This window comes from Pseudomonas atagonensis, from assembly GCF_011369485.1.
Lineage (GTDB): Bacteria > Pseudomonadota > Gammaproteobacteria > Pseudomonadales > Pseudomonadaceae > Aquipseudomonas > Aquipseudomonas atagonensis.
In genome coordinates this window covers 32,977-57,680 of record NZ_VXCA01000029.1, presented here as the reverse complement: position 1 = coordinate 57,680, position 24,704 = coordinate 32,977, and the positions used below count along the sequence as shown (strand labels likewise).

General features: G+C 59.5%; 21 protein-coding genes. 17 read left to right on the top strand and 4 right to left on the bottom strand.

Going from position 1 to position 24,704, the window contains the following annotated elements:
* Window positions 1-187 precede the first annotated feature (187 nt).
* From map to F2P67_RS20945, 5 genes are all read left to right on the top strand, one after another.
* Window positions 188-970 carry a type I methionyl aminopeptidase gene (gene map / locus F2P67_RS20965; RefSeq protein ID WP_166223170.1) on the top strand — a complete coding sequence of 261 codons (783 nt, stop codon included), beginning with the start codon at window positions 188-190 and terminating at the stop codon, window positions 968-970.
* Window positions 971-1,014: 44 nt separating this feature from the next.
* Entirely contained in the window at window positions 1,015-3,717 is a 2,703-nt protein-coding gene (locus F2P67_RS20960) for a [protein-PII] uridylyltransferase (protein WP_166223167.1), read from the top strand.
* A gap of 181 nt (window positions 3,718-3,898) precedes the next feature.
* Window positions 3,899-5,098 (top strand): succinyldiaminopimelate transaminase, encoded by a 1,200-nt coding sequence (gene dapC, locus F2P67_RS20955; protein ID WP_166223164.1) that lies wholly within the window; start codon window positions 3,899-3,901, stop codon window positions 5,096-5,098.
* A gap of 163 nt (window positions 5,099-5,261) precedes the next feature.
* On the top strand, window positions 5,262-5,990 hold the full coding sequence (locus tag F2P67_RS20950; RefSeq protein ID WP_166223162.1) for a zinc metalloprotease: 729 nt from the start codon (window positions 5,262-5,264) through the stop codon (window positions 5,988-5,990).
* Between the two features lie 61 nt (window positions 5,991-6,051).
* On the top strand, window positions 6,052-6,753 hold the full coding sequence (locus tag F2P67_RS20945) for a M12 family metallopeptidase (RefSeq protein ID WP_166223160.1): 702 nt from the start codon (window positions 6,052-6,054) through the stop codon (window positions 6,751-6,753).
* Between the two features lie 36 nt (window positions 6,754-6,789).
* On the opposite strand, the gene F2P67_RS20940 is transcribed toward F2P67_RS20945, so the two are convergent.
* Window positions 6,790-8,421, bottom strand: coding sequence for a Na+/H+ antiporter (locus tag F2P67_RS20940; RefSeq protein WP_166223158.1), 1,632 nt, complete (start codon window positions 8,419-8,421; stop codon window positions 6,790-6,792).
* Window positions 8,422-8,714: 293 nt separating this feature from the next.
* On the opposite strand from F2P67_RS20940, the gene F2P67_RS20935 reads away from it, so the two are divergent.
* From F2P67_RS20935 to F2P67_RS20920, 4 genes are all read left to right on the top strand, one after another.
* Complete coding sequence (locus F2P67_RS20935) at window positions 8,715-9,077, top strand: ArsC family reductase (protein WP_003222107.1); 363 nt, start codon at window positions 8,715-8,717, stop codon at window positions 9,075-9,077.
* Window positions 9,078-9,108: 31 nt separating this feature from the next.
* Complete coding sequence (gene dapD, locus F2P67_RS20930; protein WP_166223156.1) at window positions 9,109-10,143, top strand: 2,3,4,5-tetrahydropyridine-2,6-dicarboxylate N-succinyltransferase; 1,035 nt, start codon at window positions 9,109-9,111, stop codon at window positions 10,141-10,143.
* A gap of 62 nt (window positions 10,144-10,205) precedes the next feature.
* The gene (locus F2P67_RS20925; protein WP_166223154.1) at window positions 10,206-11,411 is read left to right on the top strand and encodes an aminotransferase class V-fold PLP-dependent enzyme; all 1,206 of its coding nucleotides are present in this window, start codon (window positions 10,206-10,208) and stop codon (window positions 11,409-11,411) included.
* On the top strand, window positions 11,408-11,812 hold the full coding sequence (locus F2P67_RS20920; protein WP_166223152.1) for a SufE family protein: 405 nt from the start codon (window positions 11,408-11,410) through the stop codon (window positions 11,810-11,812). The genes F2P67_RS20925 and F2P67_RS20920 overlap by 4 nt, the downstream gene beginning before the upstream one ends.
* 141 nt (window positions 11,813-11,953) lie before the next feature.
* Here the strand turns inward: F2P67_RS20920 and tcdA are convergent, their stop codons facing one another.
* Window positions 11,954-12,772 carry a tRNA cyclic N6-threonylcarbamoyladenosine(37) synthase TcdA gene (tcdA, locus tag F2P67_RS20915; RefSeq protein ID WP_166223150.1) on the bottom strand — a complete coding sequence of 273 codons (819 nt, stop codon included), beginning with the start codon at window positions 12,770-12,772 and terminating at the stop codon, window positions 11,954-11,956.
* Window positions 12,773-12,986: 214 nt separating this feature from the next.
* Here tcdA and F2P67_RS20910 point away from each other — a divergent pair, with 214 nt between their 5' ends.
* The 4 genes from F2P67_RS20910 to F2P67_RS20895 all read left to right on the top strand — a co-directional run bounded on the left by F2P67_RS20910 (window position 12,987) and on the right by F2P67_RS20895 (window position 18,232).
* On the top strand, window positions 12,987-15,578 hold the full coding sequence (locus tag F2P67_RS20910; protein ID WP_166223148.1) for a glycosyltransferase: 2,592 nt from the start codon (window positions 12,987-12,989) through the stop codon (window positions 15,576-15,578).
* 240 nt (window positions 15,579-15,818) lie between these two features.
* Window positions 15,819-16,970 carry a succinyl-diaminopimelate desuccinylase gene (dapE, locus tag F2P67_RS20905; RefSeq protein WP_166223146.1) on the top strand — a complete coding sequence of 384 codons (1,152 nt, stop codon included), beginning with the start codon at window positions 15,819-15,821 and terminating at the stop codon, window positions 16,968-16,970.
* On the top strand, window positions 16,970-17,779 hold the full coding sequence (locus F2P67_RS20900; protein WP_166223144.1) for a putative RNA methyltransferase: 810 nt from the start codon (window positions 16,970-16,972) through the stop codon (window positions 17,777-17,779). The genes dapE and F2P67_RS20900 overlap by 1 nt, the downstream gene beginning before the upstream one ends.
* Before the next feature lie 75 nt (window positions 17,780-17,854).
* Window positions 17,855-18,232 carry a hypothetical protein gene (locus F2P67_RS20895; RefSeq protein ID WP_166223142.1) on the top strand — a complete coding sequence of 126 codons (378 nt, stop codon included), beginning with the start codon at window positions 17,855-17,857 and terminating at the stop codon, window positions 18,230-18,232.
* 136 nt (window positions 18,233-18,368) lie between these two features.
* On the opposite strand, the gene F2P67_RS20890 is transcribed toward F2P67_RS20895, so the two are convergent.
* Entirely contained in the window at window positions 18,369-18,578 is a 210-nt protein-coding gene (locus F2P67_RS20890) for a cold-shock protein (RefSeq protein WP_007908870.1), read from the bottom strand.
* A gap of 238 nt (window positions 18,579-18,816) precedes the next feature.
* Between F2P67_RS20890 and plsB the strand changes: the two genes are divergently transcribed.
* The 4 genes from plsB (at window position 18,817) to F2P67_RS20870 (ending at window position 23,260) form a co-directional block, all read left to right on the top strand.
* Entirely contained in the window at window positions 18,817-21,315 is a 2,499-nt protein-coding gene (gene plsB, locus F2P67_RS20885; protein ID WP_166223140.1) for a glycerol-3-phosphate 1-O-acyltransferase PlsB, read from the top strand.
* Between the two features lie 97 nt (window positions 21,316-21,412).
* Window positions 21,413-22,099: a hypothetical protein gene (locus F2P67_RS20880; RefSeq protein WP_166223138.1), complete on the top strand. Its 687-nt coding sequence runs from the start codon at window positions 21,413-21,415 to the stop codon at window positions 22,097-22,099.
* Window positions 22,100-22,150: 51 nt separating this feature from the next.
* Window positions 22,151-22,549 (top strand): YbaY family lipoprotein, encoded by a 399-nt coding sequence (locus F2P67_RS20875; RefSeq protein WP_166223136.1) that lies wholly within the window; start codon window positions 22,151-22,153, stop codon window positions 22,547-22,549.
* 21 nt (window positions 22,550-22,570) lie between these two features.
* Complete coding sequence (locus F2P67_RS20870; protein WP_166223134.1) at window positions 22,571-23,260, top strand: DUF4197 domain-containing protein; 690 nt, start codon at window positions 22,571-22,573, stop codon at window positions 23,258-23,260.
* Between the two features lie 40 nt (window positions 23,261-23,300).
* Here the strand turns inward: F2P67_RS20870 and F2P67_RS20865 are convergent, their stop codons facing one another.
* Window positions 23,301-24,470, bottom strand: a complete 1,170-nt coding sequence (locus F2P67_RS20865; RefSeq protein ID WP_166223194.1) for a Fic family protein — start codon at window positions 24,468-24,470, stop codon at window positions 23,301-23,303.
* Between the last annotated feature and the right edge of the window lie 234 nt (window positions 24,471-24,704).

Here is a 24,704-nt window from a genome sequence, read left to right as displayed (position 1 = left end):
CGCCAGTGACATGCACGCAGCCCCCTTGGAATCGGCCCCGGGCGCACCATTGTATAGAGAGAAGCGATGCACGCAGGCGCGGATTTGCTCCTTCCGTCTGTTAGAATCGCGTTTTTCAGGGTCGCAAAACGAACACCGGCCACCCTATCCGTACCAGCAAGCGCCGCCGAGCGCAGAGAGAGCCTGTATGACCGTCAACCTCAAAACTCCCGAGGACATCGCTGGCATGCGTGTCGCCGGCAAACTGGCCGCCGATGTGCTGGAAATGATTGCCGAACATGTCAAACCGGGCGTCACCACCGATGAGCTGAACCAGATCTGCCACGACTACATCGTCAACGTGCAGCAAGCCATCCCTGCCCCGCTCAATTACAAGGGTTACCCGAAGTCGATCTGCACGTCGATCAACCACGTGGTCTGCCACGGCATCCCAAACGACAAGCCACTGAAAAACGGCGATACCCTGAACATCGACGTCACCGTGATCAAGGACGGCTACCACGGCGACACCAGCCGCATGTTCCACGTTGGCACCGTACCAGTCTGGGCCGAACGCCTGTCGCAGATCACTCAGGAATGCATGTACAAGGCCATCGAAATCGTCAAACCCGGCTGCCGCCTGGGTGACATCGGTGAAGTCATCCAGAAGCACGCGGAAAAGAACGGCTTCTCGGTGGTTCGCGAGTTTTGTGGTCACGGCATTGGCAAGGTCTTCCACGAAGAGCCGCAAATCCTGCACTACGGCCGCGCCGGCACCGGCATGGAACTGAAGGCGGGCATGACCTTCACCATCGAACCGATGATCAACCAGGGCAAGGCCGACACCAAAGTATTGGGCGACGGCTGGACCGCGATCACCAAGGACCGCAAGCTGTCGGCCCAGTGGGAGCACACCCTGCTGGTCACCGACACCGGTTACGAGATCTTCACCCTGCGCGCCGACGACACCATCCCGCGCATCTCGGCCTGATCCACACAATGCTCCCAGCTTTTATATAGAAGGAAAGCCAATCGATGCCGCAGGTGGATCCCGAACTCTTCGACCGCGGCCAGTTCCAGGCTGAACTGGCCCTGAAAGCGAGCCCTATCGCCGCGTTCAAGAAGGCGATCCGTCAGGCTCGCGAGGTGCTCGACGCACGTTTTCGCAGCGGCCGTGACATTCGGCGATTGATTGAGGACCGTGCCTGGTTCGTCGACAACATCCTGCAAAAGGCCTGGGAGCAGTTCAACTGGAGCGAAGACGCCGACATTGCGCTGGTCGCGGTCGGCGGCTACGGCCGGGGTGAATTGCACCCTTATTCCGATATCGATCTGCTGATCCTCCTGGACAGTGCCGATCACGAAGTTTTCCGCGATTCCATCGAGCGCTTTCTGACGCTGTTATGGGACATCGGCTTGGAGGTCGGTCAGAGCGTTCGCTCGGTCGACGAGTGCGCCGAAGAAGCGCGCGCCGACCTGACCGTGGTCACCAACCTGATGGAAAGTCGCACCATCTGTGGCCCCGAGCGCCTGCGCCAGCGCATGCTCGACGTCACCAGCACCACTCATATGTGGCCGGCCAAGGAGTTTTTCCTGGCCAAGCGTGCCGAACAAAAGGCCCGTCACCACAAGTACAACGACACTGAATACAACCTGGAACCCAACGTCAAAGGTTCGCCCGGCGGACTGCGGGATATCCAGACAATTCTGTGGGTCGCCCGGCGCCAGTACGGCACGCTGAACCTGCGCGCACTGGCCGGCGAAGGCTTCCTCGTCGAGAGTGAAAACGCCCTGCTCGCGTCTTCGCAGGAATTCCTCTGGAAAGTGCGCTATGCACTGCACATGCTCGCCGTGCGCTCCGAAGACCGCTTGCTGTTCGACCACCAGCGCACCATCGCCGGGTTGCTCGGTTTTGAAGGTGACGACGCCAAACAGGCCGTCGAAAATTTCATGCAACAGTATTTTCGCGTGGTGATGAGCATTGCCCAGCTCAGCGACCTGATTATCCAGCACTTCGAAGAAGTGATCCTGGCCCCGGAAGACGAAGCGCCGCCGCAGCCGGTCAACTCGCGCTTCCAGCTGCACGATGGCTACATCGAAGCACGCAACGACAATGTGTTTCGGCGCACGCCGTTCGCCATGCTCGAGATCTTCGTGCTGATGGCCCAGCAACCGGACATCAAAGGCGTACGCGCCGACACTATTCGCCTGCTGCGGGAAAACCGTCATCTGATCGACGACAACTTCCGCAACGACATCCGTAATACCAGCCTTTTCATCGAGCTGTTCAAGTGCAAGATCGGCATCCACCGCAACCTGCGCCGGATGAACCGCTACGGCATTCTCGGGCGCTACCTGCCGGAGTTCGGTTTCATCGTAGGTCAGATGCAGCACGACCTGTTCCACATTTACACGGTCGACGCGCACACGCTGAACCTGATCAAACACCTGCGTAAGTTGCAGTACACCCAGGTGTCGGAAAAATTCCCGCTGGCCGCCAAGCTCATGGCCAAACTGCCCAAGCCCGAACTCATCTACATGGCGGGCCTGTACCACGACATCGGCAAAGGCCGGCATGGCGATCACTCGGAAATCGGTGCAGTCGATGCCGAGGCGTTCTGCCAGCGCCATCAGTTGCCGGTGTGGGACAGCCGTCTGATCGTCTGGCTGGTACAAAACCATCTGGTGATGTCGACCACCGCCCAACGCAAGGACTTGTCCGATCCGCAGGTGATCCATGACTTTGCCCAGGCCGTCGGCGACGAAACCCGCCTCGATTACCTCTATGTGCTGACGGTCGCCGACATCAACGCGACCAACCCGACCCTGTGGAATTCCTGGCGCGCCAGTCTGTTGCGCCAGCTCTACACCGAGACCAAGCGTGCCCTGCGCCGTGGCCTGGAGAACCCGGTGGATCGCGAAGAGCAGATCCGCCAGACCCAGAGCGCAGCGCTGGACATCCTTGTGCGCGGCGGTACCGACCCGGACGATGTCGAGCAATTGTGGGCGCAACTGGGCGATGACTATTTCCTGCGCCACACCGCGGGTGACGTCGCCTGGCACAGTGACGCGATACTCCAGCAGCCGGCCGATGGCGGCCCGCTGGTGCTGATCAAGGAAACCACCCAGCGTGAGTTCGAAGGCGGCACGCAGATCTTCATTTATGCGCCGGACCAGCACGACTTTTTCGCGGTGACCGTAGCGGCGATGGATCAGCTCAACCTGAACATTCACGACGCCCGCGTCATTACCTCCAGCAGCCAGTTCACCCTCGACACCTACATCGTGCTCGATACCGACGGCGACTCCATCGGCGACAATCCGGCGCGGGTCAAACAGATCCGCGACGGCCTCACCGAAGCCCTGCGCAACCCGGACGAATACCCGACGATCATTCAGCGTCGAGTGCCACGCCAGCTCAAGCATTTTGCCTTTGCGCCGCAGGTGACGATTCACAACGATGCCCAGCGCCCGGTCACCGTGCTGGAACTCACCGCACCGGATCGACCCGGGCTGCTCGCGCGCATCGGCGGGATCTTCCTCGAGTTTGATCTATCGCTGCAGAACGCCAAAATTGCAACGCTGGGCGAGCGGGTGGAGGACGTGTTCTTCATCACCGACGCACACAACCAACCGCTGTCCGATCCCCTACTGTGCAGCCGTTTACAGGATGCGATCGTCGAGCAACTGAGTGTCAATCAGGAACCGGATATCAAGCTGTCGCGCATCAGTATCTGAATCAATGAATTTCCCCTGTGGCGAGGGAATTTATCCCCGTTGGACTGCGCAGCGGCCCTAAAACCATTCACTGCGATTTGACTGAAAGTCCGCGTGCACAGGTTTTACGACTGCTTCGCAGCCGAGCGGGGATAAATCCCCTCGCCACAACGGCTCCCCTTTCACACTTAAAGAGGCCCCCATGAACAACGCTCTGAACCAGCTCCAGCCCTACCCGTTCGAAAAGCTCCGCGCACTGCTCGGCACGGTTACGCCGAACCCGGACAAGCGCCCGATCGCCCTGTCGATCGGCGAGCCGAAACACCGCTCGCCAAGCTTTGTCGCAGAAGCGCTGGCGAACAATCTGGATCAGATGGCGGTGTACCCGACCACACTGGGCATCCCGGCGCTGCGCGAAGCCATTGCCGGCTGGTGCGAGCGCCGCTTCGGCGTACCGGGCGGCTGGATCGACCCGGCGCGCAACGTGTTGCCGGTCAACGGTACCCGTGAAGCGCTGTTCGCTTTCACCCAGACCGTGGTCAACCGTGGTGACGATGCGCTGGTGGTCAGCCCGAACCCGTTTTATCAGATCTATGAGGGCGCGGCGTTTCTCGCCGGAGCCAAGCCGCATTATCTGCCATGCCTGGACGAAAACGGCTTCAACCCGGATTTCGATGCTGTTTCGCCGGATATCTGGAAACGCTGCCAGATCCTGTTCCTGTGCTCGCCGGGCAACCCGACCGGCGCACTGATTCCGGTCGATGTGCTGAAAAAACTGATCGCTCTGGCCGATGAATACGACTTCGTGATCGCCGCCGACGAGTGCTACAGCGAGCTTTACTTCGACGAGCAAACCCCGCCGCCGGGCCTGCTCACTGCCTGCGTTGAACTGGGTCGCAAGGACTTCAAGCGTTGCGTGGTGTTCCACAGCCTGTCCAAGCGCTCGAACCTGCCGGGCCTGCGCTCCGGTTTCGTTGCCGGCGATGCCGACATCCTCAAGGGTTTCCTGCTGTACCGCACCTACCACGGTTGCGCGATGCCGGTACAAACCCAACTGGCCAGCGTCGCCGCGTGGAATGACGAAGTGCACGTGCGAGCCAACCGGGCGCTGTACCGCGAGAAGTTCGATGCGGTGCTGGCAATCCTCAGCCCGGTGATGGACGTGCAACGTCCAGATGGCAGCTTCTACCTGTGGCCGAATGTGCAAGGCGATGATGCGGCCTTCTGCCGCGACCTGTTTGCCGAAGAACACGTAACCGTTGTACCGGGATCCTACCTGTCCCGCGAAGTGGAAGGCGTCAATCCGGGGGCCGGACGTGTGCGCATGGCCCTGGTGGCACCATTGGCCGAATGCGTGGAAGCCGCAGAACGCATTCGCGCGTTTGTAACCCGTCAGCAGTAATCAATGACACCGTGCCGGGCAATCCGGCACGGTAACTTGTGGCACCACGTCACAGTTCCAAACAACTAATTACTCCCTCTTTCGACATGAACGGCTTATCTTCAGCCGTGCACTTTGTTGTATCCAAACAAAAAACCATACTACTTCAAGGAAGAAGTCCAAGATGAATACTCTTCAAGATTGCCTGCTCATACAGTGGCCGGATGAAATAGCCGCTTATAACGCCGCCATTAAAGAAAATCCCAACAATCAAAGTTCCAACAGCGGTGGGCGACGCAAACGCTCGCTGGTCAATTACTCGAAACTCTGGGCAAACGGCCGCACATTGAAAATCGCGTTCATTGATGCGCCGGAAGCGGAACATAAACAAAAGATCATTGATGCGGCGAGCCGCTGGCTGCCCTATATCAATCTGACGTTCGACTTCGTTGACGGCGAGCAAGGTGATATCCGGATTGCCACGAAAAACAATGTCAACAGCTCGATACTTGGCACCGACGCCTTGCTCATTCATCCCGACTGGCCAACCATGAGTTTGGGGGTAAAACCGGATCATGAGGATTTCGAAGTGATCGTCACTCATGAGTTTGGCCACGCTCTTGGCGCCATGCATGAGCACCAACATCCAGAAGCCAATATCCCTTGGGACAAACCGAAAGTTTATGAGTTTTATCGTAACCGCGAGATGAACCCGCTCACGCCGGAACAAGTTGATCGAAACCTGTTTATTCCTTTCGACACTCTGGCGGCGATTTATACCGAATACGATCGAAAGTCGATTATGCATCACCCTGTTGCAAACGCGTTGACGCTGGGTAACTGGGAAAACCCGACCAATCGAGAAATAAGCAAGAAAGATAAAAAGCTGATGAGACTGTTGTATCCAAAATAGCCTTCCCTGAAACGATCAATAACCAAATCACTCTCTTAAGTTAAAACAAGGAGGTTTATCCATGACAACATCATGTTTCTGCAAAGTCATTCAACCGGCACAAGGTGTTCCTTCGGCCGACGCGTCACAGCCTTCCAGTCCTGCTCGCCGGCTACCGCGCAGCGTCGGTGACGGCTCGAAATTCTGGCGTGCCGGACAATGGTTGAGCATCGCCTTTACCGACGCCCCGACTCAGGAACTGCAGGACGCCATTGAAGCGATTATCTGGGAGTGGCAGCCGTACATTAACCTCTACCTGGCAATGTCCAGCGTGGCTGACGCCAAGATCAGAATCTCGACCAGGATTACGGAAAATACGTCCTACATCGGCACAGACGCGCTAAAGGTACCTGCAGGAGAACCGACTATGTCCATCGGCAATAAACCCGGGAATCCGGAATTCAGGGCAGCGGTGTTGCACGAATTTGGTCACGCACTGGGTTTTGAACATGAGCATCAGCATCCGGAGGCGAACATTCCCTGGAACAAACCCATGGTCTATCGCCTGTATGCTGAACAATACGGCCATGACAAGTCAGCGATAGACCTGAATTTCTTCACCCCCCTCAACACCAAGCACCTGCGCAGCGCCCCCTACGACCGTAAATCCATCATGCACTACCCCATCGAGAACCGGCTGACCAACGGTGAGTGGGAGGTCAAGCTCAACTCGGACATCAGCGAACAGGACATCGAGTTCGCCCGCCTGATTTATCCGAAATAAACCCTGCGAATTAAGGAGCTCCACCCTCCATATCGGCTATTTGACCTGCCCCAGATTCGCTTCACTCAAGTCCAGTTCACCCAAGACTTCACGCAATACGTCATCGCCAATCTGGTGATGACGGCTGAGGCTATAAAGCTCCAGACGTTGTGCGCGCAAGGCCTTCAGGCGCAGACGGCGCTCCAGCAAGTCCATCTGAAAGGCCAGCGCCTGGGCTTCGGCGGAGTCGTTAAACACTTCGAGTTGATGACGATATTCGGACATGATCCGCGCCTTCAGCTCCGCCGAAAGTGCTGCCTGAGCGGCGTCCTGCGGTACCACCTCTTCAGTTTCCAGCGCATGAATCGCCGCCTCGGCGGTTTTGCGCCAGGCGTCGCGCACTTCCTGACGGCGCTTGTCGTCAGGACTTTTTTCGATGCCGCGCAACAACAGCGGCAGCGCGATACACGCCGACACCAGCGACAGCAGAATCACCCCGGCGGCGATGAAGATCAGCAGATCACGCTCGGGAAACGCCTCGCTGCCCATCAACATCGGCACCGACATTACACCCGCCAGCGTCACCGCACCGCGCACGCCGCCGACCGTCAGCAACCAGCAGGAACGCGCGGTCGGCACTTGCGTCAGCTCGCCTTTGCCACGCAATCGCCGCAGCAACACCGACAGGCGCCAGATGCTTTGCACCCAGATAAACCGCAGCAGCACCAGCGCGAGGAAAATCGCCAGCACGTCGAGACCGCGATACAGCAGCGTCGGCCACAACGTCGGTTCGTGGCTGACCACCGCTTTGATAATGTCCGGCAATTGCAGGCCAAGCAGCAGGAAGATCAGGCCATTAAAAGCAAATTCCAGCAGCGACCAGACACTGCGATTGAGCAAACGGGTGCTGGTCTGTCGTGGCAGCAGATCGAGCCAGCTCTGCATCATCCCCGCCGCAACCGCCGAGAGGATGCCGGAAACACCCAGGCGTTCGGCCAGTACGTAAGCGGCAAATGGCAACAGCAACATGAACACCACGTGGGTGGCCGGGTCATCCCAGCCACGCGCAATCATCCACGCCCGCAAACGCCCGACCAGCCAGCTCAGCGCCACACCGACCGCCAACCCGCCCAGAGCGACCACCACGAAAGTCAGACTCGCGTTGGTGAGCGAGAACACCCCGGTAATGGCCGCCGCCAGAGCGAACTTGAATGTCACCAGGCCCGACGCATCATTCATCAGCGCCTCGCCCTGCAGAATGTGCATCAGCGGGCGCGGCAAGCGATTCTGCGAAATCGCCGAGACGGCCACGGCATCGGTTGGCGACAACACGGCGGCCAGAGCAAATGCCACTGGCAACGGAATCGTCGGCAATAACCAGTGAATGAAATAGCCAGCGCCCACCACCGTGAACAACACCAGACCTACCGCCAGCGTCAAAATCGGCCCGCGCAAATGCCAGAATTCGCGCTTGGGCATGCGCCAGCCATCGGAAAACAGCAGCGGCGGCAGGAATAGAAAAAGAAACAATTCCGGGTCGAGGGCCACGTGCAGGCCGAGGGTGGGCCAGGCCAGCAAGGCGCCGGCGGCAATCTGCACCAGAGGCAGTGGCAGCGGGATAACCCGTCCGACCAGACGCGAGACGCTGACCAACATCAGCAGGATCAGGACGGTGTAAGCAGTTTGCATAAAGCAGAGTTCTCAGACGATCGACAGCGTTGAACTGCCATATTAGCCGCTTAGGCTGTACGTGACCGTTGCACCTATGTCGCAGCCCTGGCGTAAATCCCCTTGTGGGAGCGGGCTTGCTCGCGAAGGCGGTGGGTCATTGAGCAATGATTTCGACTGACACGCCCCTTTCGCGAGCAAGCCCGCTCCCACAGGGTAATCTGCAAGCAGATAAACCTCGGCGCCGCGAAACCGTTTGGTCATGGCATAATCCCACACCATTTTTTTCCAGCACCTGTAAAGGGGGCGATTCCTTGACCGTTTCAAGTAAAACGTTGCACCTTTTCGGCATCAAAGCCTGCGACACCATGAAGAAGGCGCGCACCTGGCTCGATGAACACGCTGTCAGCTACGACTTTCACGACTACAAAACCGCCGGCATCGACCGTGAACACCTGACCCAATGGTGTGACGAACACGGCTGGCAAACGGTGTTGAACCGCGCAGGCACGACCTTTCGCAAACTCGACGACGAACGCAAAGCCGATCTCGACCAGTCGAAAGCCATCGAACTGATGCTCGCTCAACCCTCGATGATCAAGCGCCCGGTGCTTGATCTCGGTGACCGAACCCTGATTGGCTTCAAGCCAGATATCTACGCGGCCGCCCTCAAGTAAGCAGCCCGTCACTTTTTGTAGAGGTATTCACATGTCCAATTCCCTGTTCAGCATTGCCTTCGGTGTCGGCACGCAAAACCGTCAAGGCGCCTGGCTCGAAGTGTTCTACGCCCAGCCGCTGCTCAACCCGTCGGCCGAACTGGTCGCAGCCGTTGCGCCGATCCTCGGTTACACCGGTGGCAACCAGGCCATCACCTTCACCACCGCTCAGGCTGCGCAACTGGCGGAAGCGGTCAAAGGCATCGACGCCGTTCAAGGCAAGCTGCTGACCCGACTGGCCGAGAGCCACAAGCCGCTGGTCGCCACTGTTCTGGCTGAAGACGCACAGCTGACTTCCACGCCTGAGGCGTACCTGAAGCTGCACCTGCTGTCCCATCGTCTGGTCAAGCCACACGGCGTCAGCCTGGCCGGGATCTTCCCGCTGCTGCCAAACGTTGCCTGGACCAGCCAGGGCGCCATCGACCTGAGCGAACTGGCCGAACTGCAACTCGAAGCCCGCCTGCGCGGCGAGCTGCTGGAAGTGTTCTCGGTGGACAAGTTCCCGAAAATGACCGACTACGTAGTGCCGGCTGGCGTGCGTATCGCTGACGCCGCGCGTCTGCGTCTGGGTGCTTACGTGGGCGAAGGTACCACCGTGATGCACGAAGGTTTCATCAACTTCAACGCCGGCACCGAAGGCCCGGGCATGATCGAAGGCCGCGTATCCGCTGGCGTATTCGTCGGCAAGGGTTCGGATCTGGGCGGCGGTTGCTCGACCATGGGCACTCTGTCGGGCGGCGGCAATATCGTGATCAAGGTCGGCGAAGGCTGCCTGATCGGCGCCAACGCCGGTATCGGTATTCCGTTGGGCGACCGCAACACCGTCGAGTCGGGCCTGTACGTGACCGCCGGCACCAAGGTTGCGCTGCTGGACGAGAACAACAATCTGGTCAAAGTCGTGAAAGCGCGTGATCTGGCTGGCCAGACCGACCTGCTGTTCCGCCGCAATTCGGAAACCGGCGCCGTGGAGTGCAAAACCCACAAATCGGCGATCGAACTGAACGAAGCGCTGCACGCTCACAACTAAGCAGCACATTGATAACCTGTGGGAGCGAGCTTGCTCGCTTTCACAGGGTCAGGCGTATACACATGATGATTCCCTCGCCCTGGCGCGCCGATTTCCCGGCCATCGCCGCTCTGCAACGGCAAGACCAGACCTATCTGGACAACGCCGCCACTACGCAAAAACCCCAAGCCCTGCTCGACGCGCTGGCGCATTACTACGCCAATGGCGCGGCCAACGTGCATCGTGCGCAACATCTGCCCGGCGCCCACGCCACGCAGGCGTTCGAGGACAGCCGCCTGAAGGTTGCCCAGTGGCTGAATGCCGGTGACAGCGGGCAGATCATCTTTACCCACGGCGCCACCAGTGCGCTGAATCTCCTGGCTTATGGCCTGGAACATCTTTTCCATCCGGGCGATGAAATTGTCATCAGCGCCCTGGAGCATCACGCCAACCTGCTGCCGTGGCAGCAACTGGCGCTACGTCGCAACCTGAAACTGGTGATTCTGCCGCTGGATGAGGACGGTTTGATCGACCTCGCCCAAGCGGTGCACCTGATCGGCCCGCGCACGCGTTTGCTGGCGGTCAGCCAGTTATCCAATGTGCTCGGCGCCTGGCAACCGCTGCCGGCGCTGCTGGCCATGGCCAAGGCGCAGAACGCGCTGACGGTGGTCGATGGCGCCCAAGGTGTGGTGCACGGTCGGCATGACGTGCAGGCGCTGGGGTGCGACTTTTACGTATTTTCCAGCCACAAGCTGTACGGCCCCGATGGCCTCGGTGTGCTGTTCGGGCGCAACGCAGCGCTGGAACACCTTAAGCCCTGGCAGTTCGGCGGCGAAATGGTGCTGGAAGCCAACTATCACGACTCACGCTTCCGCCCTGCTCCGCTGGGGTTCGAGGCAGGCACGCCGCCGATTGCCAGTGTGATCGGCCTCGGCGCGACCCTTGATTATCTGGCCGGGCTGGATCAGGACGCGGTGTCCGCTCACGAAGCGGCGCTGCACGACTATCTATTGCGTGGCCTCGCGGCGCGTAACGGCATTCGTCTGCTGGGCAAACCGCAACTGGCGCTGGCCAGTTTTGTCGTCGAGGGCGTGCACAACGCCGATCTCGCGCATCTGCTGACCGAGCAAGGCATCGCCGTGCGTGCAGGGCATCATTGCGCCATGCCATTGCTGAAAAGTTTTGAGCTGGCCGGGGCGATTCGCGTGTCACTGGCGCTGTACAACGACTCCGAAGATCTGGAGCGCTTTTTCGAAGCCCTGGATCAGGCGCTGGAGCTGTTGCGATGAGTCTGCCGGTCGAGGCCGCCGAGGCGCTGCAGACTTTCCAGACTGCCGCTGGCTGGGAACAACGGGCGCGGTTGCTGATGCAGTCCGGCGATCGTCTGCCGCCGTTGAATGCCGAGGACAAGTGCGAGGCCAACCGGGTGCATGGCTGTGAAAGTCAGGTATGGCTGGTCGGCGAGTTGCGCGATGGTCACTGGCAGTTCGCGGCAAGCAGCGATGCGCGGATGATTCGTGGATTGGTGGCGTTGTTGTTGTTGCGGGTGAACGGTTTGACCGCTGGCGAGTTGCAGCAGGTGGATCTGCCGGATTGGTTCAATCAGTTGGGTTTGTCGCGGCAACTGTCGCCGTCGCGCAGCAATGGCCTCAATGCCGTGCTCAAGCGGATGAATGAGTTGGCGGGTTAACCCTGTGGCGAGGGGATTTATCCCCGTTGGGGTGCGAAGCGCCCCCAGATCTGCTTCCTCGGAGAGTCAGGTAACCCCTATGTGATTGATTGGGGCTGCTTCGCCCCCCAACGGGGATAAACCCCCTCTCCACCAAGTCTGCTAAACAGTCGGCTTGATCCGGTCAGCCGGGCGCCGAACACCCGCCACAATCTTGTCCACTGCCTTGGTCGCAGCGACCATGCCGAACGTTGCCGTGACCATCATCACCGCACCAAACCCGCCGGCGCAGTCCAGTTTCACGCCGTCGCCGACAAAACTTTTCTGCAGACAAATACTGCCATCCGGTTTCGGGTAGCGCAGTTGCTCGGTGGAGAACACGCACGGCACGCTGTAATGGCGAGTCACGGTGCGCGAGAAGCCGTAGTCGCGACGCAAGGTCGAGCGCACTTTCGAGGCCAGCGGATCGTTAAACGTGCGGTTAAGGTCGCAGACCTGAATCAGTGTCGGATCGATCTGCCCGCCCGCACCGCCAGTGGTGATGATCTGAATCTTGCGGCGTTTGCACCAGGCGATCAGCGCCGCCTTGGCGTTGACCGCGTCGATGCAGTCGATCACGCAATCGATGTTCGGCGTGATGTATTCGGCCATGGTGTCGCGGGTGACAAAGTCCGCCACAGCGTGCACCTTGCAGTCCGGGTTGATCCCGCGCAGACGCTCGGCCATCACTTCAACCTTGGGTTTGCCCACCGTGCTGTCCAGCGCGTGCAACTGACGGTTGGCGTTGCTGACGCAGACGTCGTCCAGGTCGAACAGCGAAATTTCACCGACGCCACAACGGGCCATGGCTTCCGCCGCCCAGGAGCCGACGCCGCCGACGCCGACAATCGCCACATGAGCGGCGCGCAAGCGCTCCAACCCCTCGATGCCATACAAACGGGCGATGCCTGCAAACCGCGGATCTTCTGTACTCATGACCATTACCCCAAAAACCGGCGCGCATTATAGGGCCACGCAGCGACAAGTTTTAAGCTTCGCGCTACAAGTGTAAGAACTTAAGTCAAAGTCGGCTGCCCAATATCGGGAATTTCCCTGTCCGGTGTACGACCAGTGGAGTGCCGGTGTAGGATTCGCGCCCTTTTGGCGTAAGCCGATCCGTTCCTTCGTTCCACAGCCTTTGGAACCCGAAATAGCTATGTCATCGCGTAAATTTGGTCTCAACCTGGTGGTGGTTCTGGCGATCGCCGCCCTGTTCACCGGTTTCTGGGCGCTGATCAATCGCCCGGTCTCCGCGCCCAACTGGCCGGAGCAGATCTCCGGTTTCTCCTATTCGCCATTTCAGCAGGGACAATTCCCCCAGAAGGATCAATATCCGTCTGACGACGAGATGCGCCGCGATCTGGAGATCATGAGCAAGCTGACGGACAACATCCGTATCTACTCGGTCGACGGCTCCCTGCAGGACATTCCGAAACTGGCCGAAGAGTTCGGCCTGCGCGTGACCCTCGGGATCTGGATCAGCCCCGATCAGGAACGCAACGAGCGGGAAATCCAGCGCGCCATCGAACTGGCCAACACCTCGCGCAGCGTGGTGCGCGTGGTGGTCGGTAACGAAGCGATCTTCCGCAAGGAAATCACCGCCGAACAACTGAGCGTATTGCTCGACCGCGTGCGCGCTGCCGTCAAAGTGCCGGTGACCACCTCCGAACAGTGGCACGTCTGGGAAGAACACCCGGAGCTGGCCAAGCACGTCGACCTGATCGCCGCGCACGTTCTGCCGTACTGGGAATTCATTCCAGTCGACAAGGCCGGGCAGTTTGTTTTCGATCGCGCCCGCGACCTGAAAAAACTTTTCCCGAAAAAACCGCTGCTGCTCTCCGAAGTGGGCTGGCCGAGCAACGGGCGCATGCGCGGTGGCGCCGATGCTTCGCCAGCGGATCAGGCGATCTACCTGCGCACGCTGGTCAACAAACTCAACCGTCAGGGCTTCAACTACTTCGTGATCGAAGCGTTTGACCAGCCGTGGAAAGCCAGCGACGAAGGTTCGGTCGGCGCGTATTGGGGCGTGTTCAACGCCGCCCGTCAGCAGAAATTCAACTTCGAAGGCCCGGTGGTGGCGATTCCGCAATGGCGCGTGCTGGCCGTTGGCTCGGTGGTATTGGCGCTGTTGTCACTGACCTTGCTGATGATTGACGGCTCGGCATTGCGCCAGCGTGGCCGGATCTTCCTGACCTTTATCGCCTTCCTCTGCGGTTCGGTGCTGGTGTGGATCGGTTACGACTACAGTCTGCAATACAGCACGTGGTTCAGTTTGACGGTGGGTTTCCTGCTGGCGCTCGGTGCGCTCGGGGTGTTCATCGTCCTGCTGACCGAAGCCCACGAACTGGCCGAAGCGGTGTGGATTCACAAGCGTCGGCGTGAATTCCTGCCGGTGATCGGCGATTCGGACTACCGCCCGAAAGTATCGATCCACGTGCCTTGTTACAACGAGCCGCCGGAGATGGTCAAACAGACCCTCGACGCCTTGGCCAACCTCGACTATCCGGACTTTGAAGTCCTGATCATCGACAACAACACCAAGGACCCGGCGGTCTGGGAGCCGGTGCGCGACTACTGCGAAACCCTCGGCCCGCGCTTCAAGTTTTTCCACGTATCGCCCCTGGCCGGTTTCAAGGGCGGTGCGCTGAACTACCTGATCCCGCACACCGCCAAGGACGCCGAAGTGATCGCGGTGATCGACTCCGATTACTGCGTGCACCCGAACTGGCTCAAGCACATGGTGCCGCACTTCGCCGATCCGAAAATCGCCGTGGTGCAGTCGCCGCAGGACTACCGCGATCAGAACGAAAGCACCTTCAAGAAGCTCTGCTACGCCGAATACAAAGGCTTCTTCCACATCGGCATGGTCACTCGCAACGACCGCGACGCGATCATTCAGCACGGCACCATGACCATGACTCGCCGTTCGGTTCTGGAAGAACTCGGTTGGGCCGACTGGTGTATCTGTGAAGACGCCGAACTCGGTCTGCGCGTGTTTGAAAAAGGTCTGTCGGCGGCGTATTACCACGACAGTTACGGCAAGGGCTTGATGCCGGACACCTTCATCGACTTCAAGAAGCAGCGTTTCCGCTGGGCCTACGGTGCGATTCAGATCATCAAGCGTCACACCCGAAGCCTGCTGCGCGGCAAGGACACCGAGCTGACCCGTGGCCAGCGTTATCACTTCCTCGCGGGCTGGCTACCGTGGGTCGCGGACGGCATGAACATCTTCTTCACCGTCGGCGCGCTGTTGTGGTCGGCGGCGATGATCATCGTGCCGCAACGGGTCGATCCGCCGCTGCTGATTTTCGCGATCCCGCCGCTGGCACTGTTCGTGTTCAAGGTCGGCAAGATCATCTTCCTCTACCGTCGCGCCGTCGGCGTGAATCTGAAGGATGCGTTCTGCGCGGCACTGGCCGGTCTGGCGTTGTCGCACACCATCGCCAAAGCGGTGCTGTACGGCTTCTTCACCAGCAGCATTCCGTTCTTCCGCACCCCGAAAAATGCCGACAACCACGGCTTCTGGGTGGCGATTTCCGAAGCGCGTGAAGAGCTGTTCATCATGCTGCTGTTGTGGGGCGCGGCGCTGGGCATCTACCTCGTCCAAGGCATTCCGAGCAACGACATGCGCTTCTGGGTGACCATGCTTTTGGTGCAGTCGCTGCCGTATGTGGCGGCACTGATCATGGCGTTCCTGTCGTCGCTGCCAAAACCTGCGGCTGCGCCGGAACCGGCACCGGCTGTCTAATTCCTCACCGATGCACTAAACGGCGGCCAATGGTCGCCGTTTTGCTTTAAGATAACCGCCATTTTGCAGGGCTTGGCGAGATACCCGGTCTGACTGACTGGACTGTATCCCTGTGGGAGCGGGCTTGCTCGCGAAGGCTTTGTAACATTCAACATCTATGTTGGCTGATAAATCGCCTTCGCGAGCAAGCCCGCTCCCACATTTAGTCCGCGCCCACATTCATGATCTCCGGAGTTCTCCATGACGGCCCACGCCGACCTTTCGCCGACCCTCCAACTCGCCATCGACCTGATCCGCCGTCCGTCCGTGACGCCGGTCGACGCCGATTGCCAGAAGCAGATGATGCAACGCCTGGGCGATGCCGGTTTCACCCTGGAGCCGATGCGCATCGAAGATGTGGATAACTTCTGGGCCACCCACGGCAGCAACGACGGCCCGGTGCTGTGCTTTGCCGGTCACACCGACGTGGTGCCGACCGGCCCGGTGACGGCTTGGCAGATCGACCCGTTCAACGCCGTCATTGACGAGCACGGCATGCTCTGCGGCCGTGGCGCGGCAGACATGAAAGGCAGCCTGGCGTCGATGACTGTCGCCGCCGAGCGTTTTGTCGCCGACTACCCGAACCACAAGGGCAAGGTCGCGTTCCTGATCACCAGCGACGAAGAAGGCCCGGCGCACCACGGCACCAAAGCTGTGGTTGAGCGTCTGTCGGCACGCAACGAACGTCTGGACTGGTGCATCGTCGGTGAACCGTCGAGCACCACCCTGGTCGGCGACGTGGTGAAAAACGGCCGTCGCGGCTCGCTCGGCGCCAAGCTCACCGTCAAAGGCATTCAAGGCCACGTGGCTTATCCGCACCTGGCGAAAAACCCGATCCACCTCGCTGCTCCGGCGCTGGCTGAACTGGCCGCCGAGCACTGGGATCACGGCAACGACTTCTTCCCGCCGACCAGTTTCCAGATCTCCAACGTCAACTCCGGCACCGGCGCGACCAACGTGATTCCGGGCGATCTGGTGGCAGTGTTCAACTTCCGTTTCTCCACCGAATCGACCGTTGAAGGTCTGCAGAAACGCGTTGCCGACATCCTCGACAAACACGGTCTGGACTGGCACATCGACTGGGCATTGTCCGGTCTGCCGTTCCTCACCGAGCCGGGCGCGCTGCTCGACGCGGTGTCGTCGAGCATCAAGCAGATCACCGGTCGCGAGACCAAGGCGTCCACCAGCGGCGGCACCTCCGATGGCCGCTTTATCGCGACCATGGGCACGCAAGTGGTTGAACTGGGCCCGGTCAACGCGACCATCCACCAGGTCAACGAGCGCGTACTGGCAGCCGACCTCGACGTGCTGACCGAGATTTACTACCAGACCCTGATCAAGTTGCTCGCCTGATGCTTGCATGTCCGATCTGCAGTGAGCCGCTGAATGCGGTGGACAACGGCGTGGCCTGCCCTGCCGGGCATCGTTTCGACCGTGCGCGTCAGGGTTATCTGAACCTGTTGCCGGTGCAGCACAAGAACAGCCGCGACCCCGGCGACAATCAGGCGATGGTCGAAGCCCGCCGCGACTTCCTCAACGCCGGCCACTATGCGCCAGTGGCCAGGCGTCTGGCGGAACTGGCGGCGGGTTATGCGCCGGGTCGCTGGGTCGATATCGGTTGTGGCGAGGGCTACTACACCGCGCAGATCGCCGAGGCCTTGCCGGACGCTGACGGCTACGCGCTGGATATCTCCAAGGAAGCGGTCAAACGCGCCTGCAAACGCAACCCGGCGCTGACGTGGTTGATTGCGAGCATGGCCCGAGTGCCGCTGGCCTCGGGCAGCTGCCAGTTTCTCGCCAGTGTTTTCAGTCCGCTGGACTGGGAAGAAGCCAAGCGTCTGCTCAGCGTCGGCGGCGGCCTGATGAAAGTCGGCCCGACCAGCGGCCACCTGATGGAATTGCGCGAGCGCCTGTACGACGAAGTGCGCGAGTACACCGACGACAAGCACCTGGCCCTGGTGCCGGAAGGCATGGCGCTGGCGCACAGTGAAACCCTGGAATTCAAACTGACGCTGGACAAACCCGAGGATCGCGCAAACCTGCTGGCGATGACACCCCACGGCTGGCGCGCCAGCGCCGAGCGCCGCGCGGCGGTGATCGAACAGCCCGAGCCGTTCGTGACCACTGTCTCGATGCGCTACGATTATTTCGTTCTTCAATAACTTTTGGTCTCGGGCACAGGCCCGGGGCCGGCTAAATCCGCGAATGGATTTTTCAGACCCGCAGTGAGGACATCCATGCGCCAACCGGACATCGAGATTTACCTGAAAGACGCCGACGTCGACCACAAGGCCATTTCCGCCTGGCTGGGCACCGCTCTTGGCCCGTGCAGCGACTGGGTACAGAAAGGTCAGACCTACAAGTGCAAGGCCGGCAATATCCCGGTGACCTGGCTGCCGAAAGCCGTGGGCAAGTGGAACAGCCTGTACCTGGAAAGCGATGCGACCCCATGGGACGACGACATCGCCTGCGCTCGCGCCGCATTCGCCGCACTGAACGTCGAAGTGCGCTGCGCGCCGGGTACGTGGGTCGAGGAAGAAGGTGAGGAAACGGCGGATCGCTGGATTCGCATCAGCGAAGACGGTGAAGAAGAGATCACCTGGAAAACCGCTTAAAAGCAAAAGATCGCAGCCTTCGGCAGCTCCTACAGGTGTTGATCGTGTTGATCGTTCCCACGCNNGACGCTCTGCGTCCCAAAGCGGACGCGGAGCGTCCATTGAGGCATTCCCACGCAGAGCGTGGGAACGATCATCACAGGCCTACAACATCTTCCGCCTGTAATCCCTTCTCGCCAGTAATCACCGCGTACTCGACCTGCTGGCCTTCAGTCAGCGACCGATGCCCTTCACCACGAATGGCGCGGTAGTGCACGAACACGTCCACCCCGTCTTCGCGCTGAATGAAGCCGTAACCCTTGGCGTCGTTGAACCACTTCACGTTGCCGGTTTCACGTGTTGCCATCTGTTCATACTCCTTTTTTATTATTGAACGGGCTTTTCGCAGGAAAGCCTCTTGAGGAACGTCAGCCTGCGCCCGACGTCCATTAAAGGGTCCCGGCGACAGACCGCCGAGTATATGACAGGCGACAAAACTCTCAACAGGAGTTTACTTCGCCGCTTTTTTGCCGATTTTCGAGTAATCCGGCAAACTGTCGACCGCCCGAGCAAACGCTCGGTTTATCCACTCACGCAGAAGCCGTATGACCCGTTCCCCGTTCCGCCGTCTTGTGTTTGGCACCTTGCGCCGACTGTTGTATCTCTGGGTTCGCTCCGAGACGATCAACCAGTCGTCGTTCACCCTCAACCTCGACCGCAGTCGTCCGGTGTTCTACGTCCTGCAAAACCCATCGCTGACTGATCTGGCGGTGGTCGACACAGAGTGCACCAAGGCCGGCCTGCCGCGCCCGGTGCTGCCAGTGTCAGTCGGAAATCTGTTGGAGCCGGCGGCGTTCTTCTATCTGACGCCGGACCCGGACTGGCTTGGCCGCCAAGACAAACGCGGCGCACCGCCGACCCTGACCCGATTGGTCAGTGCTCTGAGCCAGAACGCTGCCGAAGACGCGCAGATCATTCCGGTCAGCGTGTTCTGGGGCCAGTCGCCAGACAGCGAAAACAGCCCGTGGAAACTGCTGTTCGCCGACAGTTGGGCCGTCACCGGTCGTCTGCGTCGCCTGCTGAGCATCATCGTGCTCGGACGCAAAACCCGGGTGCAATTCTCCGCACCGATCCATCTGCGCGAACTGATCGAACACAACAAGGGCCACGAGCGCACCGTGCGCATGGCCCAGCGGATCCTGCGGGTGCACTTCCGCAACCTCAAAGCCGCAGTGATCGGGCCGGACATTTCGCACCGACGCAATCTGGTCAAGGGCCTGCTCAACCAGCCACTGGTCAAGCAAGCGATCCTCGACGAAGCCGAACGCGAAAACATCTCCCCGGAAAAAGCCAAGGCCCAGGCCCTGCGCTACGGCAACGAGATCGCCTCGGACTACACCTACACCGCGATCCGCTTCCTTGAAGTGGTGCTGAGCTGGTTCTGGAACAAGATCTACGACGGGATCAAGGTCAATCACATCGAAGGCGTGCAGAAGGTCGCCCAGGGTCACGAAGTGATCTACGTGCCCTGCCACCGCAGCCACATCGACTACCTGTTGCTGTCGTACTTGCTGTTTCGCAACGGCCTGACCCCGCCGCACATCGCAGCCGGGATCAACCTGAACATGCCGGTGATCGGCAGCCTGCTGCGCCGTGGCGGTGCGTTCTTCATGCGCCGCACGTTCAAGGGCAACCCGCTGTACACCTCGGTGTTCAACGAATACCTGCACACCCTGTTCACCAAAGGTTTCCCGGTCGAATACTTCGTCGAGGGCGGTCGCTCGCGTACCGGACGCATGCTGCAACCGAAAACCGGCATGCTCGCCATCACGATGCGCAGCTTCCTGCGTTCGTCGCGGATGCCGATCGTCTTCGTGCCGGTGTACATCGGTTATGAGCGCGTGCTCGAAGGTCGCACCTACCTCGGCGAACTGCGTGGCGCGAGCAAAAAGAAAGAATCGATCTTCGACATCTTCAAAGTCATCGGCGCGCTCAAGCAGCGCTTCGGCCAGGTCGCGGTGAACTTCGGCGAGCCGATCAAACTCGCCGAATTCCTCGACGCCGAACAGCCGGACTGGCGCCAGCAGGAACTCGGCCCGCAGTACAAACCCGCGTGGCTCAACGAAACCACCAACCGCCTCGGCGAGAAAGTTGCGCAGCATCTGAACGAAGCGGCGGCAATCAACCCGGTCAACCTGGTGGCGCTGGCACTGCTGTCGACCACGAGACTGGCGCTGGATGACCGGGCCATGGCGCGGGTGCTGGATCTGTATCTGGCGCTGCTGCGCAAGGTGCCGTACTCGCCACACACGACGTTGCCGGAAGGCGATGGACGCGCGCTGATCAAGCACGTGAAGGACATGGATCTGCTGTCCGAGCAGAACGATGCGCTGGGCAAGATTCTTTATCTGGACGAACAGAACGCCGTCCTGATGACCTATTACCGCAACAACGTCCTGCACATCTTCGCCCTGCCGGCGCTGCTGGCGAGCTTCTTCCAGAGCGCCTCGCGCATGAGCCGCGAACAGATCCTGCGCTACACCCGTGCGCTGTATCCGTACCTGCAATCGGAGCTGTTCATTCGCTGGACGCTGGACGAGCTCGATGCGGTGGTCGATCAGTGGCTGGAAGCATTCGTCGAGCAAGGCCTGCTGCGCTTCGAGAAAGAGGTTTACTTGCGCCCGGCGCCAAGTTCGCGGCATTTCGTGCTGCTGACCCTGCTGTCGAAGAGCATCGCTCAGACCTTGCAACGCTTCTACATGACCGTGTCGTTGTTGCTCAACGCCGGCCAGAACAGCATCAGCGCCGAAGAACTGGAAGACCTGTGCACGGTCATGGCCCAGCGCCTGTCGATTCTGCATGGCCTGAACGCGCCGGAGTTCTTCGACAAGAGCCTGTTCCGCCATTTCATCCAGACCCTGCTCGATCTCGACGTACTGCGCCGCGACGAAGCGGGCAAGCTGAGCTATCACGAACTGCTCGGCGAACTGGCCGAAGGCGCGGCCAAGCGCGTATTGCCGGCAGAGATTCGTTTGTCGATCCGTCAGGTGGCATTGCATCGCAGTGAAGATGCGGCAGAAACAGCTGTCACTGCAGACGTCTGAAACTTGCCGACAACTAACGAGAGCACTTCGCCGTTCTCTCGTTAGTTGATTCGTGAATAAATGGGCTCACTTCAATAATCACGATAAGGATATCGAGATGAGCCTGCTACCCGAACAAACTCCGATTGTCACCGTGGTCTTCCGCCTGCCGCCTGATTTCAGTGCACCGCTGGACGGCGAGAATGAAACGGTGGTCAGCGTCAAAGTCGTCAATTCAAAATCGCCGATCAACGTCAAAGACTGGCGTCACTCGTCAGTGTTCGATGTCGACTGGAAGTTCTCTTTCCCGCACCGCTACAACGATGTCGGGGTGAAGTATCAGATCAATGTGCAAATGTTCCATGACCAGCGGGCGTTGCTGGTGAAGCAGGACTATTTCGTTATCGTCAACAAGGCGCCGCATCGACAAACACTGCACTTGAGCCCGATCGGTTTTTTATACGTCGAAGTTCAAGAGCCTCGCGCAATAAGCGCTCATGAAGCCGTCACCATCACCCTGCACGATGCCGACGACAATGGCGTTGAAATCGCTCGAGCCTCGCACGATGAACAGACTGCAACTTCGTTTTATCTCAAATATGATCCCGAGCGAGTTGTCCCCGGCAAACGCTACGCCTTGAGTGGCATCGAAAACCGCTATCACCAATCAGTTTCAGTCACGCCATGGCAGGTGGAACTGGCGCCTGTTTCGTCCAGGTTGAGCGCAAGACTTCTGCGCAGTCTCTCGCAGTTCATGCAAAGCCCATTACGTTTGTTCACTGACGTTGCTGGCAAAATCCGCTAGATTTCTCTTCGGCGCCGGGATTCTTCCGGCGCAAAAGTCTTAGAGGTCCCGATGAAAAAACTCACCCTGCTCGCCGCCGCCACTCTGTTGAGCGCCTGCCAATCGACAACCCCTGCCGGCAAGGTCAACCTCGACGGTGAAGTGTTCTATCTGCAGCGCATTGCCCTGCCGCCGAGCGCGACACTGAGCGTGAGCCTGCAAGACGTATCGTTGGCCGATGCGCCAGCCATCGTCCTCGACGAGCAGAAAGGCCCGGTCAAAGGTCAGGTTCCGCTGCCATTCCACTTGAGCTACGATCCGGCGCAGGTCAAACCCGGCCACCGCTACTCGGTCAGCGCGCGCATTGAAGTCAACGGCGAGCTGATGTTCATCACCACCGAAAACCACGCCGTACAACTCGACGGCAACGACCCGCAGCCGCTGAAAATCCGCGTCGACGCCATTCGCTAATTGCCTGATAAGGAAGCTGTCATGCTCCGCCCTACCCTTCGCTTTGCCAGCCTGTGCGCGGGCCTGTTGATCTCTGCCAGCGCCTTGGCGCTGTCACTCGGCGACCTGTCGCAACAAGACGCCACCGGTGGCCTCAAAGACGCCTTGACCCAAGGCGCGCAACTGGCCGTCAAACAACTCGGCACTCCGGGCGGCTTCAGCAACAACCCTGACGTGAAGATCGAACTGCCGGGCAAGCTCGGCAAAGCCGCGAGCAAAATGAAAGCCTTCGGCATGGGCGCCCAGGTCGAAGAACTGGAAACCGCGATGAACAAGGCTGCCGAAAGCGCCGTGACCCAAGCCCAGCCGATCCTCGTCGATGCGGTGAAAAAAATGAGCGTGGCCGACGCCAAGGGCATCCTCAGCGGCGGCAAGGATTCGGCCACCCAATACCTGGATAAATCCAGCCGCGAACAGATCCGCGCCAAGTTCCTGCCCATCGTCAAGCAAGCCACCGACAAAGTCGGCGTTGCGCAGAAGTACAACGCGTTCGCCGGCCAGGCTGCAACGTTCGGCGTGGTCGATGCCAAGAGCGCCAACGTCGAAAACTACGTCACCGAGCAGGCGCTCAACGGCTTGTTCGAAATGATCGGCAAACAAGAAGAAACCATCCGCCAGAACCCGGCCGCTGCGGCGACCAGTCTGGCGAAGAAGGTGTTTGGCAGCCTTTAAGCGGGCATGAAACGGGAGCGAGAAGGCTCGCTCCCGTTTTTCAATTCCTGTGCGATGTGCAAAAAGAACACCCACTCCGAACCCATTTTTCTCTTCTCGAAAACTCCACCTCTTCACTACACGCCACGTTCTTGCGCCAGGCCTGATCAAAACTGTCCACCGCCCGCACAATCACCGAACACTGGAACTCGATGAAGTAGGTCAGATCAAGCTCATCCGCCTCGGTATGCAGATAGGAGCGCCCGTACTTCACCGGTGCATTGCGCAACAACAGACTGATCGCAATGTAGCGAAAAGCCGCGAACTCGTTCTTGAACATAAACCAATAAAACAAAGCCCTCGCGACCCGGCCATTACCGTCGCGAAACGGATGCTCGTAGCCCAGGGCAAAGTGCAACGTGATCGCCTTGATCAGCGGACGCAGATAGTTTTTGTGGTGAGGTAATTCATGGGCAACATTGATCCACTCTGAAAGCCGTTCCAGCCGCACAACCAGCCCCGTGGCCGGTGGCGGCCGATGCACCGTATTGCCCGCTCCGTCCTGAACGACCACTTCATCATTCGCCCTGAACACACCGGGAGAATATTGCTCGTCATCAATCCCCTCGACACCCGCCCGGTGCATCGCGCAAATCAACTCGACACTCAACGGTTCGTAGCGTTTTTCCCAGGCGAAATTCATCATCCGGTAATTGCCCATGACCATGCGCTCATCAGGAGTGCGCGGCTGACGCTGACGCTTGAGCATGTCCTTGGCCACCCGCGTAGTCGTCGCTGCACCTTCCAACTGACTGCTGGCGATGGCTTCGTCTTCGATCAAATCATTCAACAAATAACTGAAATGCGCCCGCTCGCCGATCTGGCTGGTCATGTAGTCCAGCGCAGCACTGGTCGTCTGCCGATCCACGATAGACAAGGTTCTCTGCGCCAACGGCGTCAGCAAATACCTGGCCCACTGCACCGGCTCCCCCAGCGGCAACAAATCGACGTACTGCGCAACCCGCGCCTTCTTGACCAGCGCCCAGCACAACTTGGCATCCAGCCCCGCAGCCCAGCGATAACGCAACGCCTCAAACGGCAGATAACGACCCTGATCGTCGAACGGTTTCAGCAACGCGAGATAATCCGCCAAACGCTGATTGTGAGGCGCACGCATCAACAAATCGAAGACTGGGTCAGTTCTGCCTTTTAATGCTGGTGGCTTTTTCATGAAGACAAACTCAGAAACGCTGAAAAGCAGAGGCTGGAGTACAGCATCCAAGGCACCAAGGCTCAATATCGGAGGTTTCTTAAAAAGATGTAGGAAGCTCCGAAGGCAAACCGCATTCGAATTCGCCCCTCACCACTCAACAGGATGAGCGCAAGCTCGGGTGCAGCTTTTGTTCTTGATCTGGAAGCCCGTCGGCAGGCTGAGTGGAGGGATTGATCAGGGGGTGGGAGCGCA

Excerpts from the sequence above, each read along its gene's own strand:
- F2P67_RS20925 (WP_166223154.1), top strand. The coding sequence starts at position 10,206 with ATGATGATTCCCTCGCCCTGGCGCGCCGATTTCCCGGCCATCGCCGCT.
- F2P67_RS20865 (WP_166223194.1), bottom strand. The coding sequence starts at position 24,470 with ATGAAAAAGCCACCAGCATTAAAAGGCAGAACTGACCCAGTCTTCGAT.
- F2P67_RS20875 (WP_166223136.1), top strand. The coding sequence starts at position 22,151 with ATGAAAAAACTCACCCTGCTCGCCGCCGCCACTCTGTTGAGCGCCTGC.
- dapD (WP_166223156.1), top strand. The coding sequence starts at position 9,109 with ATGTCCAATTCCCTGTTCAGCATTGCCTTCGGTGTCGGCACGCAAAAC.
- F2P67_RS20880 (WP_166223138.1), top strand. The coding sequence starts at position 21,413 with ATGAGCCTGCTACCCGAACAAACTCCGATTGTCACCGTGGTCTTCCGC.
- F2P67_RS20870 (WP_166223134.1), top strand. The coding sequence starts at position 22,571 with ATGCTCCGCCCTACCCTTCGCTTTGCCAGCCTGTGCGCGGGCCTGTTG.
- F2P67_RS20945 (WP_166223160.1), top strand. The coding sequence starts at position 6,052 with ATGACAACATCATGTTTCTGCAAAGTCATTCAACCGGCACAAGGTGTT.
- map (WP_166223170.1), top strand. The coding sequence starts at position 188 with ATGACCGTCAACCTCAAAACTCCCGAGGACATCGCTGGCATGCGTGTC.
- dapE (WP_166223146.1), top strand. The coding sequence starts at position 15,819 with ATGACGGCCCACGCCGACCTTTCGCCGACCCTCCAACTCGCCATCGAC.
- F2P67_RS20895 (WP_166223142.1), top strand. The coding sequence starts at position 17,855 with ATGCGCCAACCGGACATCGAGATTTACCTGAAAGACGCCGACGTCGAC.
- F2P67_RS20960 (WP_166223167.1), top strand. The coding sequence starts at position 1,015 with ATGCCGCAGGTGGATCCCGAACTCTTCGACCGCGGCCAGTTCCAGGCT.
- dapC (WP_166223164.1), top strand. The coding sequence starts at position 3,899 with ATGAACAACGCTCTGAACCAGCTCCAGCCCTACCCGTTCGAAAAGCTC.
- F2P67_RS20950 (WP_166223162.1), top strand. The coding sequence starts at position 5,262 with ATGAATACTCTTCAAGATTGCCTGCTCATACAGTGGCCGGATGAAATA.
- F2P67_RS20890 (WP_007908870.1), bottom strand. The coding sequence starts at position 18,578 with ATGGCAACACGTGAAACCGGCAACGTGAAGTGGTTCAACGACGCCAAG.
- tcdA (WP_166223150.1), bottom strand. The coding sequence starts at position 12,772 with ATGGTCATGAGTACAGAAGATCCGCGGTTTGCAGGCATCGCCCGTTTG.
- F2P67_RS20940 (WP_166223158.1), bottom strand. The coding sequence starts at position 8,421 with ATGCAAACTGCTTACACCGTCCTGATCCTGCTGATGTTGGTCAGCGTC.
- F2P67_RS20920 (WP_166223152.1), top strand. The coding sequence starts at position 11,408 with ATGAGTCTGCCGGTCGAGGCCGCCGAGGCGCTGCAGACTTTCCAGACT.
- F2P67_RS20910 (WP_166223148.1), top strand. The coding sequence starts at position 12,987 with ATGTCATCGCGTAAATTTGGTCTCAACCTGGTGGTGGTTCTGGCGATC.
- F2P67_RS20900 (WP_166223144.1), top strand. The coding sequence starts at position 16,970 with ATGCTTGCATGTCCGATCTGCAGTGAGCCGCTGAATGCGGTGGACAAC.
- plsB (WP_166223140.1), top strand. The coding sequence starts at position 18,817 with ATGACCCGTTCCCCGTTCCGCCGTCTTGTGTTTGGCACCTTGCGCCGA.